The organism is Prauserella marina (assembly GCF_002240355.1).
Taxonomy (GTDB): Bacteria; Actinomycetota; Actinomycetes; order Mycobacteriales; family Pseudonocardiaceae; genus Prauserella_A; species Prauserella_A marina.
In genome coordinates this window covers 955,263-973,371 of the sequence record NZ_CP016353.1, presented here as the reverse complement: position 1 = coordinate 973,371, position 18,109 = coordinate 955,263, and the positions used below count along the sequence as shown (strand labels likewise).

Annotated in this window: 15 protein-coding genes; 2 read left to right on the top strand and 13 right to left on the bottom strand. The window is 68.3% G+C overall.

From position 1 onward, the window contains the following. Positions 1 to 6: 6 nt before the first annotated feature. Positions 7 to 1,128 carry a winged helix DNA-binding domain-containing protein gene (locus tag BAY61_RS04385; RefSeq protein ID WP_091810338.1) on the top strand — a complete coding sequence of 374 codons (1,122 nt, stop codon included), beginning with the start codon at positions 7 to 9 and terminating at the stop codon, positions 1,126 to 1,128. Here the strand turns inward: BAY61_RS04385 and BAY61_RS04380 are convergent. The 11 genes from BAY61_RS04380 to BAY61_RS04330 form a co-directional block, all read right to left on the bottom strand. Beyond that, positions 1,098 to 1,799: a sirohydrochlorin chelatase gene (locus BAY61_RS04380; RefSeq protein ID WP_091810340.1), complete on the bottom strand. Its 702-nt coding sequence runs from the start codon at positions 1,797 to 1,799 to the stop codon at positions 1,098 to 1,100. The two genes, BAY61_RS04385 and BAY61_RS04380, sit on opposite strands and share 31 nt — an antisense overlap. Beyond that, a complete protein-coding gene (locus tag BAY61_RS04375) occupies positions 1,796 to 2,926 on the bottom strand; it encodes a uroporphyrinogen-III synthase (protein WP_091810342.1) in 1,131 nt (376 codons plus the stop codon). Before BAY61_RS04375 ends, BAY61_RS04380 begins: the two co-directional genes overlap by 4 nt. After that, positions 2,923 to 3,258, bottom strand: a complete 336-nt coding sequence (gene nirD, locus BAY61_RS04370; protein WP_091810343.1) for a nitrite reductase small subunit NirD — start codon at positions 3,256 to 3,258, stop codon at positions 2,923 to 2,925. The genes BAY61_RS04375 and nirD overlap by 4 nt, the downstream gene beginning before the upstream one ends. Further along, complete coding sequence (nirB, locus tag BAY61_RS04365; protein ID WP_091810345.1) at positions 3,255 to 5,774, bottom strand: nitrite reductase large subunit NirB; 2,520 nt, start codon at positions 5,772 to 5,774, stop codon at positions 3,255 to 3,257. The genes nirD and nirB overlap by 4 nt, the downstream gene beginning before the upstream one ends. 118 nt (positions 5,775 to 5,892) lie before the next feature. Further along, the gene (locus BAY61_RS04360) at positions 5,893 to 7,242 is read right to left on the bottom strand and encodes a nitrate/nitrite transporter (RefSeq protein ID WP_091810347.1); all 1,350 of its coding nucleotides are present in this window, start codon (positions 7,240 to 7,242) and stop codon (positions 5,893 to 5,895) included. A gap of 32 nt (positions 7,243 to 7,274) precedes the next feature. Beyond that, positions 7,275 to 8,720 carry an FAD-dependent oxidoreductase gene (locus tag BAY61_RS04355; protein ID WP_091810349.1) on the bottom strand — a complete coding sequence of 482 codons (1,446 nt, stop codon included), beginning with the start codon at positions 8,718 to 8,720 and terminating at the stop codon, positions 7,275 to 7,277. Then, positions 8,717 to 10,798: a molybdopterin oxidoreductase family protein gene (locus tag BAY61_RS04350; protein ID WP_091810351.1), complete on the bottom strand. Its 2,082-nt coding sequence runs from the start codon at positions 10,796 to 10,798 to the stop codon at positions 8,717 to 8,719. Before BAY61_RS04350 ends, BAY61_RS04355 begins: the two co-directional genes overlap by 4 nt. 126 nt (positions 10,799 to 10,924) lie before the next feature. Beyond that, positions 10,925 to 11,725 carry a TIGR02569 family protein gene (locus tag BAY61_RS04345; protein WP_091810353.1) on the bottom strand — a complete coding sequence of 267 codons (801 nt, stop codon included), beginning with the start codon at positions 11,723 to 11,725 and terminating at the stop codon, positions 10,925 to 10,927. 236 nt (positions 11,726 to 11,961) lie between these two features. After that, entirely contained in the window at positions 11,962 to 13,140 is a 1,179-nt protein-coding gene (gene moeZ / locus BAY61_RS04340; protein WP_091810355.1) for an adenylyltransferase/sulfurtransferase MoeZ, read from the bottom strand. A gap of 93 nt (positions 13,141 to 13,233) precedes the next feature. After that, entirely contained in the window at positions 13,234 to 14,370 is a 1,137-nt protein-coding gene (locus BAY61_RS04335) for a DUF3152 domain-containing protein (RefSeq protein ID WP_091810357.1), read from the bottom strand. A gap of 103 nt (positions 14,371 to 14,473) precedes the next feature. Beyond that, positions 14,474 to 15,487: an alpha/beta fold hydrolase gene (locus BAY61_RS04330; protein WP_420848875.1), complete on the bottom strand. Its 1,014-nt coding sequence runs from the start codon at positions 15,485 to 15,487 to the stop codon at positions 14,474 to 14,476. A gap of 87 nt (positions 15,488 to 15,574) precedes the next feature. Between BAY61_RS04330 and BAY61_RS04325 the strand changes: the two genes are divergently transcribed. Continuing rightward, entirely contained in the window at positions 15,575 to 16,240 is a 666-nt protein-coding gene (locus BAY61_RS04325; protein ID WP_170140311.1) for a TetR/AcrR family transcriptional regulator, read from the top strand. 42 nt (positions 16,241 to 16,282) lie between these two features. On the opposite strand, the gene BAY61_RS04320 is transcribed toward BAY61_RS04325, so the two are convergent. Together BAY61_RS04320 and BAY61_RS04315 are read right to left on the bottom strand one after the other, a co-directional pair. Beyond that, on the bottom strand, positions 16,283 to 17,215 hold the full coding sequence (locus BAY61_RS04320; protein WP_245865785.1) for an alpha/beta fold hydrolase: 933 nt from the start codon (positions 17,213 to 17,215) through the stop codon (positions 16,283 to 16,285). Beyond that, positions 17,182 to 18,087: an AurF N-oxygenase family protein gene (locus BAY61_RS04315; RefSeq protein WP_091810361.1), complete on the bottom strand. Its 906-nt coding sequence runs from the start codon at positions 18,085 to 18,087 to the stop codon at positions 17,182 to 17,184. The genes BAY61_RS04320 and BAY61_RS04315 overlap by 34 nt, the downstream gene beginning before the upstream one ends. Between the last annotated feature and the right edge of the window lie 22 nt (positions 18,088 to 18,109).

Sequence of the window (18,109 nt, the reverse complement as noted above, 5' to 3'; positions counted from 1 at the left end):
GCGTGAGTGCTGTCGATCGACCGCTCTCAGGTGCTGGCCTACCGCATCGCGGCGCATGGCCTGCACAGGGAGATCGCCGACCCAGAACGGCTGGCGGTGTTCGAACTCGGGGTTCAGGACGTTACGAAGCGGGACACCGCGAGACTCGCGCTGGCGGCACGACTTCCCGGCCCCCCACCGTCACTTGTGGACGACGATCAGTTCACGCTGGCCTGGTCGCATCGCGGGGCGCCGCACTATCACCGGAGCGCGGGGTTCCTCGGCCTGATCCCGGGGCTGGTTCCCTTCGACGACACCGACGCCGAGGCCAGGATGGGCTGGCAGCGCAAGGAAATCGCCGAGGCGGGAATGCCGGCCGGCGAGGTTCTGACGACAGCGGCAAAGGCTCTGCGGGCCGTCGTCGGCAAGCCGATGACGAAGGGCGCCGCGAGCGAGGCGGTGACCAAGCGGATCCCGGCCGGGCTCTCGCGATGGTGCAGGCCCTGCCAGGCCACCCACATCCACGAGCAGCTCATGCGGCTGGCCACCCCGCTCGCGGGCATCGCGCTCGAACCAGGCGTCTCGCCCGCGACCCTGTTTCCGCTGCGGAGCCGTCCTCGAATACCGGCCACCATGGACGTCGCCGAGGCCAAACTGACCGTGGAGCGCTACCTTCGGCTGCACGGTCCCGCCACAGCGGCCGACGCGGCCGGGTTCGTCGGTACCACACGCGCGAAGGTACTCGAAGCGTTGTGGCCGAAGGAAAAGGTGGCCGAGGTCGACGTCGACGGCAAGCGGGCTTTCATTCCTGCCGACGCGGTGTCCGATGTAGAGAATCCTCCCGAACCCTCCCCGGTTCGGCTTCTCCCCCCGTGGGACCCGTTCCTACAGGGAAGGGACAGGGACACGCTCGTACCGGACAAGGCGATGCGCAAGGAAATCTGGAAGATCCTCGGCAACCCAGGTGCGATACTGGCCGAGGGAGCCGTGGCGGGGACGTGGCGGGCGAAGGCAGCCGGCAAGTCCCTTGAGGTGTCGGCCATCGCGTTTCTCCCGCTGTCCAAAAAGGCCAAAGCCGATGTCGGCATCGAGGCGGAGCGGGTCGCCGAAATTCGCGGCTACACCGGGTCCCGGGTCAGCTGGACCTGAGCCTCGGCGTACCTGCGCACCACGAGTGCGGTCACCAAGGGATGGGCTCCGGTCGCCGTGCACAGTGGACCGGCGACCACCTCGGCGCCCGATTCGGCGACCCTGCGGTGGAAAACCCCTGGTGCGAGCAACCAGCTGGCAACCGCGACCCTTCGTTTGCCAGCTCGCGCTCGTTCCACCGCCTCGGCCACCGAAAGCTGGCCCCTGAGCGCGGGCGCGGCGAATCCCAGAACGACCGGCTTTCCCAGCATGGCGCCGAAAGCCAGCTCGACGTCGTCGATGGCTGCGAGCGCGAGGGGGTCCCGCGATCCCGCCGCCGCGAGGACGACCGCGTCCTCGCGGCGGTGGCCCGCGCAGCGCAGCCGGTCGTCGAGCGCGGTCAGCAGTTCGGGAGCGGGCCCAAGCGGTTTCGCGAGCGCGACGGGATGTCGCTTTCCCTCCGCGATACTGGCCGGGATGTCCTCGCGCACGTGGTATCCGGGCGCGAGGAACGCGGGCACGACGACGGAAGGCCCTTCCAGCGAGCCGAGCACGGTGGCGATGCCGGGTGGCCGCACGTCCGCGTATGCGACGCGGACGTCGATGCCGCTCGCCCGCACGCCGTCGGCGAGCAGGTCGACGGCGACAGCTCCATCAGGATCCCGCGTTCCGTGCGCGGCAAGCACGATCACCGCCGCTCTCCATCGCCGACGGTGACGGCGAGCCGGTATCCGCGCTTGACGACGGTCTGCACCAGGCCTGCCTCACCGAGCGCCGTGCGCAGCCTGCCGATCGCCGTCTCGACGGCGTGGTCCTCCCCGCCGGAAGGCAGCACGTCGCGTAATTCCTTCCGCGACACCACTCTTCCCGGCCGCGCGGCGAGCGCGCGCAGTACGGCCATGGGCGCGGGAGCCACCTCGCGCAGCTCTCCGTCCACAAGCGCCGCCTGACCACGGAGCCGGACGTCCCTCCCGGCCGCGCACATGCTCGGCGATCTCGCGACGAGTTCTTCGCCGAGTGTTCTCGCCAGCGCCCCGATCCGGGATCGTCGTGGCTGGACAGTCGGAATTCCCAGCGCGGCGAGTGGACCGGCGGTGATCGGGCCGACGCAGGCGACGACGACGCGGGAGCCGAGCGCGTCGACGAGCGCGGCGTCGCGCCCGGTGCGCCTCGCCATCGCCAGCATGCTCGCGACGGCGGGCGCGCTGGTGAAGGGAAGCGCGTCGACGCAGCCGTCGAGTACGGCGTCGATCAACCGGTCGAGCGGGCCAGGGTCGGCGGGGCCGACCCAGCGATACACCGGTACCTCGATGACCTCGGCCCCCGCCGACCGCAGTGTGTGCACGAAGTGGGGCAACGGTTCGCCGTGCAACTGGACCGCGATCCGCATGCCGCCGACCCCGGAATCGAGCAGATGCCGCAGCAGTTCGGCGTTGCTTTCCGATTCCGGAGAATACACTTCGGACAGACCGGCGGCCCGGACGGCTCCCTTGGCTTTCGGCCCCCTGGTGAGCAACCGGGTCCTGCCGAGAGTCGCCAGTAGTTCGTCACCCAGTCCCCAGCCTTCCGCTGCCTCGAACCAGCCGCGGAAGCCGATGCCCGTCGTCGCGACGACGATGTCGACGGCGCTGGCGGAATGATCGAGCAGTGTCTCCGTCGCCGCGCGCAGTTCGGTGTCGTCGGCGAGTGGCACGATCCGGATCGCGGGGCCGTAGCGCACCGACGCGCCCTTGCGCACCAGCAAGGCGCCAAGCTCGTCGGCACGGCGCGCCGCCGTGACGCCGATCGAGAACCCGGCCAGCGGTCTGACCTCGGTCATGGCGGGCTCACCCGCACCATGCCGTCCGTGACGTCGACGCCGAAGGTGGTCACCCTTACGGCGGGATCGTCGAGACACCTTCCGTCGCGCAAGCCGAAGCGCTGCTTGTACACCGGCGACGCGACGAAGGGTTCGCCAGCGCTGTCACCGAGAATTCCCCTCGACAGTACTGCCGCCCCGCTGAACGGATCCACGTTGGACAGTGCGTGGTATTCGTCGCCGGTACGGAATATCGCGACCTGAACGTCACCGGGCAGCAACGCGGCTACCCCGCAGTCTCGGGGAACGCGCTCGACGGGGCACACGACGGTCCACTCCCGCACCGTGGTCATCGGCCACCCACGCTGGGAACACCGAGCAGCACGGGCACGTTCTGCTCACGCTCACTTCTGAAGGAGACGGTCGGATCGGGCGTTTCCGGGGCGTTGACGAACGAGGTGAACCTCGCGAGCTTGTCCTCGTCCTCCAGCACGCCTTTCCATTCATCCTGATAGCTCTCGACGTGCCGCGCCATCGCGTCCTCCAGTTCGGCGCAGATACCGAGGCTGTCGTCCACGACGACGGCGCGAAGGTGGTCGATCCCGCCCTCCAGCTCCTCGATCCACGGCGCGGTGCGCTGCAACCGGTCCGCCGTCCTCACGTAGAACATGAGGAACCTGTCGATGATCCGGATCAGCCATTCTCTGTCCACATCGGAAACGAGCAGTCGCGCATGCCGGGGCATGGCACCGCCGTTGCCGCCGACGTAGAGGTTCCAGCCCTGCTCGGTGGCGACGATCCCGAAGTCCTTGCCACGAGCCTCCGCGCATTCCCGGGCACAGCCGGACACCCCTGATTTGAGCTTGTGAGGGGACCTGAGCCCCCGGTAGCGCAACTCCAGTTCGACGGCGAGCCCGACGCTGTCCTGCTGTCCGTACCGGCACCAGGTGCTTCCGACACAGGACTTGACCGTGCGCAAGGCTTTTCCGTACGCGTGGCCCGATTCGAAACCGGCTTCGACCAGCCGTTTCCAGATCATCGGCAACTGGTCGACGGTGGCGCCGAACAGGTCTATCCGCTGTCCTCCGGTGATTTTCGTGTAGAGCCGGAAATCCCTGGCAACCTCGCCGATGACGATCAGCTTGTCAGGAGTGATCTCGCCTCCCGGGATGCGCGGAACGACCGAGTACGTGCCGTTGCGCTGCATATTGGCGAGAAAGCGGTCGTTGGTGTCCTGCAAGCCGGCCCGCTCCCCGCCGAGCACGTGCTCGTTTCCCAGCGTCGCCAGTATCGACGCGACCGCCGGTTTGCAGACCGCGCAACCGGTTCCCTTGCCGTATCCGGCGATGAGCGCGCTGAACGTGGTGATACCGGTCGCCATGACGATCTCGAACAGCTCGGCCCTCGACTGAGGGAAATGCTCGCACAGCGCCGTGGACCGCGCCACGCCGGACGCGGCGAGCAGCGCCCCCAGCATCGGCACACACGAGCCGCACGAGCTACCCGCGCGCGTGCACTCCTTGAGCGCGCTCACGCTGTCGCAGCCGTGCACCGTGATGGCCTCGGTGAGCGCGCCCTTCGACACCGCGTTGCACGAGCAGATCTGCGCTTCCGGTGGCAGCGCGTCGATTCCAGCCCCGGCACCCCGCGAACCCTCGGGCGCGAGCAGCGCGACCGGTTCGGCGGGCAGCCGCTTGCCGACAAGGGAGCGCAGCAGGGTGTACTCGCTCGCGTCCCCGACGAGGATCCCGCCGAGCAGCACACTCGCGTCGTCGGAGACGACGAGCTTCTGGTACGTGCCGCGCACCGCGTCGTTGACGACGACCTCCAGTGCGCCTTCGGTTACCGCGTGCGCGTCGCCGAAACTCGCGACGTCGACCCCGAGCAACTTGAGTTTCGCCGACGTGTCCGCGCCGGGAAAACCCGCCTCGCCGCCGAGCAGACCTGTCGCGACGACCTCGGCCATCGAGTATCCCGGCACGACCAGGCCGTACACCGTGCCTTCGATGGCGGCACACTCGCCGACGGCGTAGATGGCGGGATCGCTCGTGCGGCATCGCTCGTCGACGAGAATCCCGCCCCGCTCGGCGATCGCGAGCCCGGCATTTCTCGCGAGGTCGTCGCGTGGCCGGATCCCCGCCGAGAAGACGACCAGATCGACGTCGAGTTCGGTGCCATTGCTGAGATTCGCGCGAAGCCTGCCTCGGTCGCGCACGATCGATTCCGTGGACGTCGCGGTGTGCACCGTGACACCGAGCGAGGTGACGAGGCCGCGCAGGACACCGCCACCGCCCTCGTCGACCTGAACCGGCATCAGCCACGGTGCCAACTCGACCACGTGTGGCGACAAGCCCATGTCCCGCAACGCCTTCGCGGCTTCGAGGCCGAGCAGCCCGCCGCCGACGACAGCGGCGGCCGCCCTGCCCTTCCCACGCACGGCCGACTCCACCCCGGCCCTGATCGCGTCGAGGTCGGCGATCGTACGGTAGACGAAACAGCCGGGAAGATCCTTTCCAGGGACGGGTGGCACGAACGGCCTCGAACCGGTCGCGATGACCACCGCGTCGTAGCGCACGCTGTACCCGCTCGCGGTACGAACCCGCTGGGTCTCCCGCTCGATCTCGACGACCGGGTCACCGAGCCGCAGCTCGACCGAGGGGTCACCCGCGTAATCGGCGCCGGGCAGTTCGAGTGCCCCCGCGTCCCAATCTTCCACATAGGACGTCAACCCGACCCGGTCGTAGGCGGGCCGGTCCTCCTCACCGAGTACCACTATCCGCCACGTTTCCCCGGCATCCTCGGACCGGACGGCCTCGACAAGGCGGTGTGCCACCATTCCGTGTCCGATGACGACCAGCGTCGCGCTCATACCAGCAACCTCCGTGAACGTCCCCCATGCTCGCCGCCGCGCGTATCCGGCTCAGGTCGGCGACGTTGCGGCTGTGTTACCGAACGCTCCCCCTGCCGGAGAGGCCGGGTGCGGGCGGTCATACCCCGGCTCCCGCGAAGGCCGGTTCCCGCTCACCGCTCGTCGAACGCGCGGAGCCGCGCAGGTAGACGGCCCAGGTCAGCACGAAGCAGATCGCGTAGAACACCAGGAACGACACGAACGCGGGAACGCCGGAACCCGTGCTCGTGAACGAGGCCCGGAACGCGAGGTTGATGAACAACCCGCCGAGCGCGCCGACGGCGCCCGCGATGCCGATGAGCGCACCGGAGAGCCTGCGAGACCTTGAGAAGGCGAGGTCTTCCCTTTCCCCTTTCTCGATCGCCGTGAGCGCCTTGGTGTGGAAGATCGCGGGAATGGTCTTGTAGGTGGAGCCGTTGCCGATCCCGGAGAACACGAACAGCAGGACGAAACCCGTCATGAAGAGCGGAAGGGAGTCGGCGTTGGAGGCCGCTATGCACAGCACGGTGCTGAACGCCATGGCGAGAAACGTGCTCAGCGTGACCTTCGAACCACCGAGCTTGTCGGCGAGCCTGCCACCCACCGGCCTGATCACGGAGCCGAGCAACGCCCCGATGAACGTCACCTGCGCCGCCTGCAACGGCGTGCGGTCGAACTGGTTCTGCAACACGAGTCCGAACGCGAAGCTGTACCCGATGAACGAACCGAACGTTCCGATGTAGAGGATCGACATGACATAGGAATGCTTGTCCCGCAACACCTCGCGCATCGCGTTGCCCTCCCGCTGAACATGCGCGATGTTGTCCATGAACAGGGCCGCACCGGTCATGGCCAGCACGATGAGCGGGAGGTAGATGTAGCAGATGAGCTGCGGTGCCGACGATCCAGCCGTACTGATCACGAGCAGACCGACGAGTTGGATGGCCGCGACGCCGAGGTTGCCTCCGCCCGCGTTGAGGCCGAGCGCGGCGCCTTTGAGCCGTTCGGGGAAGAACGAGTTGATGTTCGTCATCGAGGAGGCGAAGTTGCCGCCGCCGACCCCGCCGATGGCGGCCACGAGCAGGAAGACCCACATCGGCGTGCCGGGCCGCAGCACGATCGCGGCGAGCACGGTCGGAACCAGCAGCAGCGCCGCGCTGATCAACGTCCAATTGCGACCGCCGAACTTCGCGACCGCGAGCGTGTAGGGGATACGCAGCACGGCGCCGACGAGTGAGGGCGTCGACACCAGCAGGAATTTGTCGGCCGCGCTCAACCCGTACTCAGGCCCCATGAACAACACGAGCACCGACCACAGTGTCCAGACGGAGAAGCCGATGTGCTCGGCGAAGATCGAGAACCAGAGGTTGCGGTTGGCGACCCGTTTTCCCTTGGTGTTCCAGAAGTTCTCGTCCTCCGGATCCCAGTGTTCGATCGTGCGGGAACTCATGTGCTTCTCCTTGTCACTGACGAGGTCGCGGTCTATGCGGTGTCGGCCAGCCAGTCGGCGATGCCCTGAACGGTGTCGCCGCAGCTTCCGCAGCCGGTGGCCGCTCTGGTCGCCGCCCGAAGTGCCGGGCCGTCGGTCGCACCAGTTCGCCACGCGTCGACGAGAGCCGATTTGCTCACCGAGTTGCACCGGCACACCAGCGCGTTCGCGGGCAGGTCGGCCGGGCTCGCCGCGGTGGGAGACCCGCTTGGCAGCGACCTTCCGAGCAAAAGGCCGAGGCGGTCGCGGGGCGCGGGAGTACCGCGATCGTGGAGCTGAGCGATCGTGGCGGCGGCATCGGGGAAACCCAGCAGGATCGCGCCGGTCAACCTGTCCTCGCGCAGCACCAGTTTCGCGTAGCGGCAGCCGACCGGGTCGTCGAAGCTGAGCACCTCCGCGCCGGGCTCGTCGGGATCGGTGTGGGGCTCGCCAAGCGCGGTCAGGTCGACACCGCGCGCCTTGAGCCGGGTCACCACGCGGCTGCCGCGATAACGTGCCGCGTCGTCGGCCCCGGTGAGCAGATCGGCGAGCACCCGGGCCTGTTCCCAGGCCGGTTGAACGAGCCCGGCGCCGGTCGAGCGATGTTCCGCGCAGTCGCCGATCGCGTGGATCCGGCGGTCGTTCGTGCGCAGCGCGTCGTCGACGACGATTCCGCGCCGGACGAGCAGACCTGCCGAATCCGCGAGCGAGGTTTCGGCTCGCACGCCTGCCGACACCACGACGGTCTCGGCGACGACATGGCTTCCGTCGTCGAGTTTCAGTCCCGCGCCTGGCACGTATCGCGCGGCGGAGGCGGCGATCCGGAAGTCGATATCGTGACCGGTGAGCACGCGAGTGAGCACGCGTGCCGCGCGGGTGTCGAGTTGCCGCTCCATGATGTGCTCGCCCGGATGCACCACGGTCACCGCCGCGCCACCGGCCGCGAGTGCTTTCGCGGCCTCGACACCGAGCACTCCGCCGCCGAGCACGGCAACCGGCGAACCCGGCCTCGCGCGCCGCCGGATCTCGGCGCAGTCGTCGATCATGCGGAAGGTCAGCGCGCCGTCGGCGAGTCCGCCGCCCTCTGTCGTGAGTCCCTCCACCGGAGGCAGCCACGGTCTGCTCCCCATGGCAAGCACGAGGATGTCGTAGCCGACGACCCCGCCGTCGGTGAGCGTGACGGTGCTCGCCACCGGATCGAGCGCGGTCGCGCCGACGCCGATCCTGAGATCGATTCCCTTGTCCTCGGCCCAGCGTTCGTCGTGCAGCAGTACGGTCGAGTGCCGCAGGTTTCCCGCGAGAACCGAGGACAGCAGCACTCTGTTGTAGGCATGGTGCGGTTCGGCGCCGATCATCGTGATTCTGGTCGCCTCGCCGCCGGGATCGCGCGTGCGCATTTCGTCGGCGAGCCTCGCCCCCGCCATGCCGTAGCCGACGATCACGACGTGTTGCCGGTTCATGCGGTGTCCTTCGCCGGGGCGATCGCGACCGCGCAGACCTTGAACTCGGGCATGCGGCTTTTCGGGTCGAGCGCGGGATTTGTCAGCAGGTTCGCGCGCTGGGCACCGGCGTAGTGGAAGGGCAGAAAGACGACATCGGCGCGGATTCCGCTCACCCAGCGGACTCGCGCGATCAGCTCACCTCTGCGCGAACGCACCCTGGCGAGGTCGCCGTGGCGCAACCCCGCCCTGTCCGCCGTGTCGGGGTGGACTTCGACGTATACCTCGGGTTCCACCGTGTTGAGCGCGGCGATGTTCCTGGTCTGCGCGCCGGACTGGTAATGATTCAGGACGCGGCCGGTGGTCGCCAGCAAGGGAAACTCCGCGTCGGCGCGCTCCGAGGGCCCGGTGTGCTCGACGGGAACGAACCGCGCCCTCCCGTCGGCGGTGGCGAACGTGTCGAGGAAGAGCCGGGGAGTTCCGGGGTGGGCGGCGGAGGGAACCGGCCAGTGCAGCGCTTCCCCGCGAAGCAACCGGTCGTAGCTGATTCCCGAGTAGTCCGCCGCGCCGCCCTTCGACGCGGCACGCAGTTCGGTGAAGACGGTTTCCGCTTCGGCGGGGAAGCGGTCCGGCGGCTGGCCGAGTCTTCGCGCGATTCCCGCGATGACGGCGAGATCGGTGCGCACCGTCGCGGGCGGGTCGATTGCTTTTCGCCGCAACAGGACGCGCCCTTCGAGATTGGTCAATGTGCCCTCTTCCTCTGCCCATTGGGTCACGGGGAACACGACGTCGGCGAGCGCGGAGGTCTCCGAAAGCACGATGTCCGCGGTCACCAGGAAGTCCAGAGTGGACAAGCGATCGGCGATGTTCGAGGAGTGTGGAGCCGAAACGGCGATGTTGCTGCCGAAGACGAGCAGCGCGCGGGGGCCGCCCTCGGTTCCGATCGCGTCCAGCAGCTCGTAGGCTGAGCTGCCCTGACGGGGCAGCGTGTGTTCGGCGACGCCCCATACCTTGGCGACGTGCTCGCGGGCGGCGGGGTCGGTGATGCTGCGATATCCGGGGAGCTGATCGGCCTTCTGTCCATGTTCCCTGCCGCCCTGCCCGTTGCCCTGTCCGGTGAGGCAGCCCCAGCCGGACCCGATTTTGCCGGGAAGCCCGAGCGCGAGCGCGAGGTTGATCCACGCGTTGACCGTGTCGACCCCGGTGGCGTGTTGTTCGGCGCCCCTCGCGGTGAGTACGTAGGCGTTCTCGGCGGCGGCCATGAGTGTCGCCGCCTCGCGCTGTTCGGCGGCGGCGACGCCGGTGATCCGTTCCACGTGTTCCGGCCAGTATCTTGCCGCGATCCGCCACAGGCCGTCGAACCCGGCGGTTCGTTCGGCTACATAGGACTCGTCGGTCCGTCCTTCCGCGACGGCCGCGTGCAGAATTCCCAGTGCCAGCGCGACATCGGTTCCGGGTGCGGGCGCCAGGTGCAGGCTCGCCTGCTGGGCGGTGGCGGTGCGCCGGGGATCGACGACGATGAGCCCGCCCGATGCGCGGGCCTTGCGAAGATGCCGCAGGAAGGGCGGCATCGTCTCGGCGGGGTTCGCCCCGGCCAGCAGGACGGCGTCGGCACCGGCGAGGTCGGTCACCGGAAACGGCAGTCCCCTGTCGAGGCCGAATGCTTTCGTGGCCGCCGCCGCTGCCGACGACATACAGAAGCGGCCGTTGTAGTCGATCCGCGACGTTCCGAGCGCGACCCTCGCGAACTTGCCGAGCAGGTAGCTCTTCTCGTTGGTGAGCCCGCCCCCACCGAAGACGGCGACACTGTCGGCGCCGTGTTCGGCACGCAGCGCCCGCAGTCTCGTGGCGACGAGATCAAGTGCCTCGTCCCAGCTCGCCTCGCGGAGGGTGCCCGCCTCGCGGATGAGCGGTGCCGTCAGCCGCGACGGCGAATCGAGCAGTGCCGGTGAGGTCCAGCCCTTCTGACAGAGACCGCCGGCGTTGACGGGAAAGTCGCGCGGGCGCACCTCGACCGGCTCCGGTGTGCCGCCCGTGAGGTTCATGCCGCATTGCAGCGCGCAGTACGGACAATGCGTCGCGGTGATCGAGCGGGGCATCGGCCACCTCCCTCCGGTTCGCCGACGGAACCGAAAGTAGGCAGCGCGTGTTAATGGCGGGCGGTCTCATGTTTCGGCGATGCGACATTGCGCGCGCCGCGCGGGAAGCCGGTGGTGAGCAGCGATCTAGATGAACTCGCTCACTTCGCTCGCGGCGACCCTGAGGCCGTCCAGCGCGGAGGCGGTGGAGCGCGGGTGGAGCGCGTTGTAGGCGAGCCGGAACAGAATCGCGCGCAACAACAGCTGTGACCACTCGGGAAGGTGGGACCACCTGCGGAGCAGTTCGCCGTCGGCGCCGCCCCACGCGATGGCGTCGACGGCGGCGACGGCAGCGCCCCACTCGGCGGGGCGGTAGTAGGGGACGAAATCGACGACCCCCGGCGGGCTGTCGTCACCGTCGAAGAGGACGTTGCCGAACAGTTCGCCGTGAACGAGCTGGTCGGGAAGATCGACGGGGCGGAGAGCCGGGACGAGGATCTCGAACCAGCGGCCCCCTTTTCGCTCGTCGAGGGCGATGTCCTGTTCGCCCCAGGCGACGCGTTCGGCTGTGCCTGGTATGTCGTCGCGGACCAGAAGATGCTCGGGGCGGGGAAGATGGAACGTGGCCTGGTGGAGTTTCACGGCGGTGTGCACGATGTCGTCGTGCCGGTGTTCCCTGTTGCCGGGAACGTAGCGGGCGGCGGACCAGCCCGCGATGATCCAGCGGCCGTCGGTGGTGCGCAATGGCTTGGCGACGCGGACGTCGGAGACTTCGATGGCGGCGAAGGTGCGAGCGAGCCACACGGTGTGAACCCGGTCGCTGACGGGTCTCAGTACGATCTCGTCGAGGCGCCACGCAGTGCTGTCGGGCAACGGTTCCGCTGAATCCGGATCCGCCCCGAACGCCGCGCAGACATGCGCCGGAGGGCGCTCACGGGTGACGGCCACGGAAGGCGACGTTACCCCGGCCACACGTCAGGATGGAGTAGGCGCCCCGCGCCGTCCCGCCCGTTCCCCCTGTCAGCTACCAGCTTCCCTTCACCTGGTCGAGCCCCTTCAGTGAGCGAGGGAGCTTTGCTGCCGTTAAACGGCAGCAAAGCTCCCTCGCTCACGTCAGGACGATAGGGAAAGGACCATTGGCGACATTCCCGGCACCCACGTGCCGGAAATGTCGCTTCCGGTGCTCAGTACGTCGGCAGGCTCTTGTCGACCTGCCCCGCCCAGGCCAGCACCCCGCCGCCGAGGTGCGTCGCGTCCCGGAAACCTGCCCTGTGCAGCGCCGCCAGCGCCTCCGCCGAGCGGGCACCCGACTTGCAGTGCAACACGATGGGCTTGTCCTGGGGCAGTTCGGCCAGCGCCTCGCCGGAGAGGATCCGGTCCTTCGGGATCAGCGTCGCGCCCTTGATGTTGACGATCTCGTACTCGTGAGGTTCCCTCACGTCGATGAGCGCGAAGTCCTCGTGCGCGTCGAACTTGGCCTTCAGCTCGGCCGGAGTGATGGTGCTGCCGGAGGCCGCCTGCTGGGCCTCGTCGGAGACGACTCCACAGAATGCGTCGTAATCGATCAGCTCGGTGATCTTCGGCGTCTCCGGGTCCTTGCGGATCTTGACCTCGCGGTACTTCATCTCCAGAGCGTCGTAGCTGATCAGCCTTCCGAGCAGGGGCTCGCCGATGCCGGTGATCAGCTTGATCGCCTCGGTGACCATGATCGAGCCGATCGAGGCGCACAACACGCCCAGCACTCCACCCTCGGCGCACGAGGGCACCATGCCCGGAGGCGGCGGCTCGGGGTAGAGGTCGCGGTAGTTCAGGCCCTTACCGTTCGGCGCGTCCTCCCAGAACACGCTGACCTGGCCTTCGAACCGGAAGATCGAACCCCACACGTACGGCTTGCCGAGCAGTACGGCCGCGTCGTTGACGAGGTAGCGCGTCGCGAAGTTGTCCGTCCCGTCGAGGATGAGGTCGTAGCCCCGGAAGACGTCCAGCGCGTTGTCGCTGGTCAGCTGCTCCTCGTGCACGATGAACTCGACGAACCGGTTGGTCTCGGCCACCGACTCCTTCGCCGAGACCGCCTTGGGCTTTCCGACGTCGGACTGCCCGTGGATCACCTGCCGTTGCAGGTTCGACTCGTCGACGACGTCGAAGTCGATCACGCCGAGCGTGCCGACTCCCGCTGCCGCGAGATACAACAGAGCCGGGCTTCCCAGCCCTCCGGCGCCGATGACCAGCACCTTCGCGTTCTTCAGTCGCTTCTGCCCTGCCATCCCGACATCCGGGATGATCAGGTGCCGGCTGTAGCGCGCGACCTCTTCCTTCGTGAGCTCGGCAGCCGGCTCGACGAGCGGTGGCAGCGTGCCTGACATCGGGGGCCTCCATCTCGCGCCTAATCGCAATCCACTCATCTATAACCGCTTGAGCGGTCCAGTTCTTCCCCGTGTCCACATGGTGGACACTTGTCAGCGCGGCTGGGCCTGGGGATTCGGCCACGCGTTGACCTTGCACACCTTGCCGTCGGCAGGCACGGTGCCCTGGTCGCCGCCGGGAGTGTCGTTGAGCCTGGCCACGTAGTCGTTGGCGACGCCGAACGTCTGCTGCATCATCACCGGAGCCAGCCCGTCGTTGTCAGCGCAGCCGACGTGCCCGTTGCCGAGCGCGTGACCGACCTCGTGGTTGATGGCGTACTGCCGGTATCCGGTCATGTCGCCACCCCACGCCTTGGCGCCACGCACCCAGCGGGCGAGGTTGATGATCACCCGGTTCTCGCCGTTGAGATCGCGGCGGTAACAGGAGGTCTCGAACGGGATCGACCCGCCGCACACGTCGGGCCGGTGGGTGGTGTCCGGCGAGGTCAGGCTCACCCGGAAGTCGGGATTCGGATGGTCGGCGCCGACCCGCTGCAACGTCACCTCACCGCCGCCGATCCAGCTCCACGGGTTCGCCAGCGTCGACTCGACCATCTCGGCGAAGCCGTCGTCACCGGCGAAACTGGCTGAGTCGAGACCGTCCTCGACCTCGATGGTGTAGGTGAACAGCTGGGGCCCATCGCCGACCTTCTTGCCCTCACCGGGCACGACGTGCCAGGTCCCCTTGCCGGATTCGCTGAACTTTCCGCCCTTCGGCAGTTCGGCGGTCGGAATGTTCAGGTCGACCGGTTCCGCGGGATTCTCGCTCGCGACGGGAGGCGAGTCGCCTGCCACCGCCGTTCCGGAACTGTCCGCGTTGCCGGTCGTCGAGGTCTCGTCAGGGGCACGCGTAGTGTCGAACACGACGAGTGCCGTGATCACGAGCAGGATCGGCAGCGCGTAGGCCCGCCAGCCGTAGGTACTGATCAGCGCACGCAGCCTCGACTGCTTCTTCGTGCGGGGAGCGGGCTCGCCGCGCTCGGGATCCTCCGTCGGCTGCCAGGAGGCCGCGAGCGGCTCGGCCGTCACCCTCCTGCGGGCGCCCTGCCTGGACCGCTCGCCGTTCTTCTGCGCCGAGGGCCGGTACCGCGTGCTGCCGCCCTTGTCTCTCGGGTAGGAGGAAGCCGACTGCCGCGCCGCACGTTGTGAGCGCTGGCCTTCGTGTCGTTTTCCTTCCGTTACCCGGTCCACGGATCCAGAGTGCCACACGCTGAGCGCGACTCAGGAGCCGACCAGCTGAGCAGAGCGGCTCTAAAACTTCATTCGATCGGAGTAACGCTTAACACTTTCGAGTTCACCATGCGTTCGCCTCGACGCTCTCCCACATGCCCAGCATCGCCCTCGCCACGGTCGCCGGGCGTTCCATCTGCGCGACGTGCCCCGTCTTCGGCAGCACGAGCAGCCGTGAGCTGGGCAACGCCCGCGCGGTCCTCGCCGCTCTCCGCACGGAGATCACCTTGTCCTCGGTGCCCCACACCACGAGCGACGGCGCCCGCACGGTGCGCGCTACGGCCCACAGCGAGCCCGCTCCCCCGGTGAACCAGCACCGGAAGATCTCCATGGTGCTGCGCGCCATCGCGGTGCCCGCCCACGCGAGATCCGCCCTTGCTCGCTGTTCCTCGGTCGCCTCGACGAGCCGCTGCTCGGGCACGGAGGAGGGGTCGGCGAAGCACAGCCGCACCACTTGCTCGGCGCGCTGCCTCGGATCCGTCGCCGCGATCTGCCTCCTGACCTTCCTGCCGACCAGCGGCAGGTAGGCGAACACGACGCGCGGGTCCGACAGTCGCCGTGGGTCGAGCCTCCGGTCCGGCATCGCGGGCGAGACCAGTGTGAGAGTGCGCACGAGATCGGGACGGTTGGCGCCCAGCAACAGCGCGATGGCACCTCCCATCGAGTTCCCCACCAGGTGCACGGGCCCGTTCGTGTGCTGCTCGATGTAGTCGGCGACGACGCCTGCGTGCGCGAGGAGGCTGAAGGTGAAACCAGTCTCAGGCTCGGATCTGCCGAAGCCGGGCAGGTCCAGCGCGAAGCCCCGCGCGGACGGCGCGAGCTGCGCGGCGAGGTCGGTCCAGTTGGTCGAGGAACCCCCGAGTCCGTGCACGTACACCACGGTCGAATCGCCCGCACCGGGTGTGTGCCTGACGTGCAGATCGAGGCCACTTACCCTTGCCATGGCGCCAGGCCACGGCGTTGCGGCCGGGTCGAGTGGCGGCAGCGGAGTGCTGGAGAGCGGTACCTGGGTCAGCGGGGCACGCCGCACCGCTGACGTTGAGGGGTTCTTCACCCTGCGGGACAGTGTTTCCGACACGGGTTCAAGGATGCCTCATGTCCAGCGCTCTTGGCGCCGTCGGTGTACCGGCGAGTAATGTGCGGTGGAAGTGAAGTTGGAGGCGGGATGACTGAGACGGCGCGACCGCAGTCGCAAGGGACGAGCGAGAGCACCGGATCGGCACAGCTCGGCAGGGGAGTTCGGTTGCCGCGTACCGAACGCCGCGCCCAGCTGCTGGCCGCCGCCCAGCAGGTGTTCGCGGCCAACGGATACCACGCGGCCGCCATGGACGACATCGCCGAGCGCGCCGGTGTCAGCAAGCCCGTGCTCTACCAGCACTTCCCCGGCAAGCTCGACCTCTACATCGCGCTGCTGGAAAGCCACGTGGACAACCTGGTCAGCGGGGTTCAGGGCGCGCTGTCCTCGACGACGGACAACAAGCAGCGGGTGATGAACGCCGTCGGCGCGTTCTTCGACTTCGTCAACAGCGACGCGGGCGCCTTCCGCATGGTGTTCGAATCGGACCTGCGTGGCGAGCCAGCCGTGCAGGAAGCCGTCGACAGGGCCGTCTCGGCCAGCGTCGACGCGATCACCGAGACGATCACCGCCGACGCAGGGCTCGACGAGGAGAAGGCCCGCCTGCTCGCGGTGGGCCTTGTCGGCATGAGCCAGGTCAGCGCTCGGTTCTGGCTGGCTCACCACAGCTCCATGAGCAGGGAGGAAGCCGTCGCGCTCACCTCGACGCTCGCCTGGCGCGGAATCGGCGCGGGCTTCCCGCTCCAGCATTCGTGACGACCGGTCGTGGTCGCCCCCGGCACGACCACGACCCGCCCGTTAGGCGCCCAGCGCCACTTTCGGTTTCTCCGTGCGCACGGTCGTGAGCAGCCTGCCGAGCTGTTCGGCGACCTCGTGCGCTCGTTCCTGCTGGAGCATGTGCCCGGCACCCGGAAACAGCACGAGCCGCGCGCCGGGCAATTCGTCGGCGATGGCCCTCGCGTGTGGTGCGGGGCAGAGCCGGTCGGCGTCTCCCGCGAGCACGACCGTCGTGGCCGTGCGCAGCGCCGCGAGCGCCGTCCTGCGCTCGTGCAGTGAGATCGCGTTCTGGAAACCGCCGACGCTCGCCGGATGCGCGCACAGCAATTGCTCGGCCACTGACGCGACGTCGGCGCGGCGCGGCTTGCTGCCGAACACCAGCCAGCGCGCACCTGCCCGCACCGCGCCCGGCCGCAGTGGCAGTGCTTCCCTGCGGTAGGCCACCAGCAGCTTCGCGAGCCGCCGCTCGGCCTTGGCCGCTCCCCTTCCGACGAAGCCTGGCAGCCCGAGGCTGATGTTGTTCATCCCTCCGCAGGACGTCGCGACGAAGGCGACCCCTTCGACCCTGTTCGCGACGAGCTCGGGATGCCGGTCGGCGAGCGCCATGATGGTCATGCCGCCCATGGAGTGACCGGCCAGCACGAGTCTTCCCTCCGGAACCCGTCGCGCGATCAGCTCGGCGAGATCGTCGGCGAGCTGATCGATCGTCGCCGTCGCGGGCGTCGCCTGCCCGGACTCCCCGTGCCCGCGCAGGTCGTAACGCAGCACACGGATCGAGCGTGGCAACTCGGCGACGACCCTGTCCCAGCTTCGGTGATCCTGGGTCCAGCCGTGGACGAGCACGAGGGTGTCGTCGGCGTCAGCCGGGCCTGTCTGCTCGACCCGCAGCGGCGTCCCGTCCGAGGTGACGAACGGCCGGGTCACCGGTCGTTCACCAGGAATGCCCTGCGCCACCACCGCATCCCCGGCCCGCCGACGAGACCGGCCTCGTCGAGGAACGGCATGATGCGCCCACCCGCGTAGTGCACGGTCTCCTGCCAGTGCGGGTTGTTCATGGCGGCCTGGTATCCGTCGCGTGGACGGATGCCGACGGCCTTGTACACGGCTGGATTGACGAGGCTGCGGGTGACCTCGTGCGACACGACGGCGATCAGCAGCCGCTGGTAGGCACGCTCCGCTTTGGACAGTTTCGCCATCCCCCTGGTGACCTCTTCGCGGGCGAACGTGACGTGCCGTGCCTCTTCGAGTACGTGGATGCGGTTGACCATCCGCACGAGCGGCTGGATCTCGGGGTCGTTCATCTGCTCGCGCTGCAACCGGTCGAGCACTTCCTCCGCGACGAGGATCGAGCCGTACAACGCGGGGCCGTAGCCGATGACCGGCAGCAGCTTGCCGAAGCGGCGCCGCCACTTCACCGGCCCGTAGGGCGGGCAGCCGATGCGCTCGGTCATCCTCGCGAACATCGTGGAGTGCCTGCACTCGTCGGCGATCTCGGTGAGCGCGTACTGCGCGTGCCTGCTCGTCGGGTCAGCGCCGTAGACCTCCTTGAGCAGCATCTGCATGAGCAGCACCTCGAACCAGAGTCCGTTGGTGGCGACACTGGCGATCTCGTGTTTGCCCAGCTCGATGCGCTGCTCTGGGGACAGTCGCTCCCACAGGTCGGTGCCGTAGAGGCTGGAGCGGTGTTCAGGAATGAATCGCTTTCCCTCGACGAGAGGCGCGTCCCAGTCGATGTCGACCTCGGGGTCGTAGAACTTGTTGGCCGACGACTTCAGCAACCGTTCGGCGGTCTTCTCCCGGCCTTCTTCCTTGAGGGTCCGCGTCATCGCCGACACCACCTTCCCCATA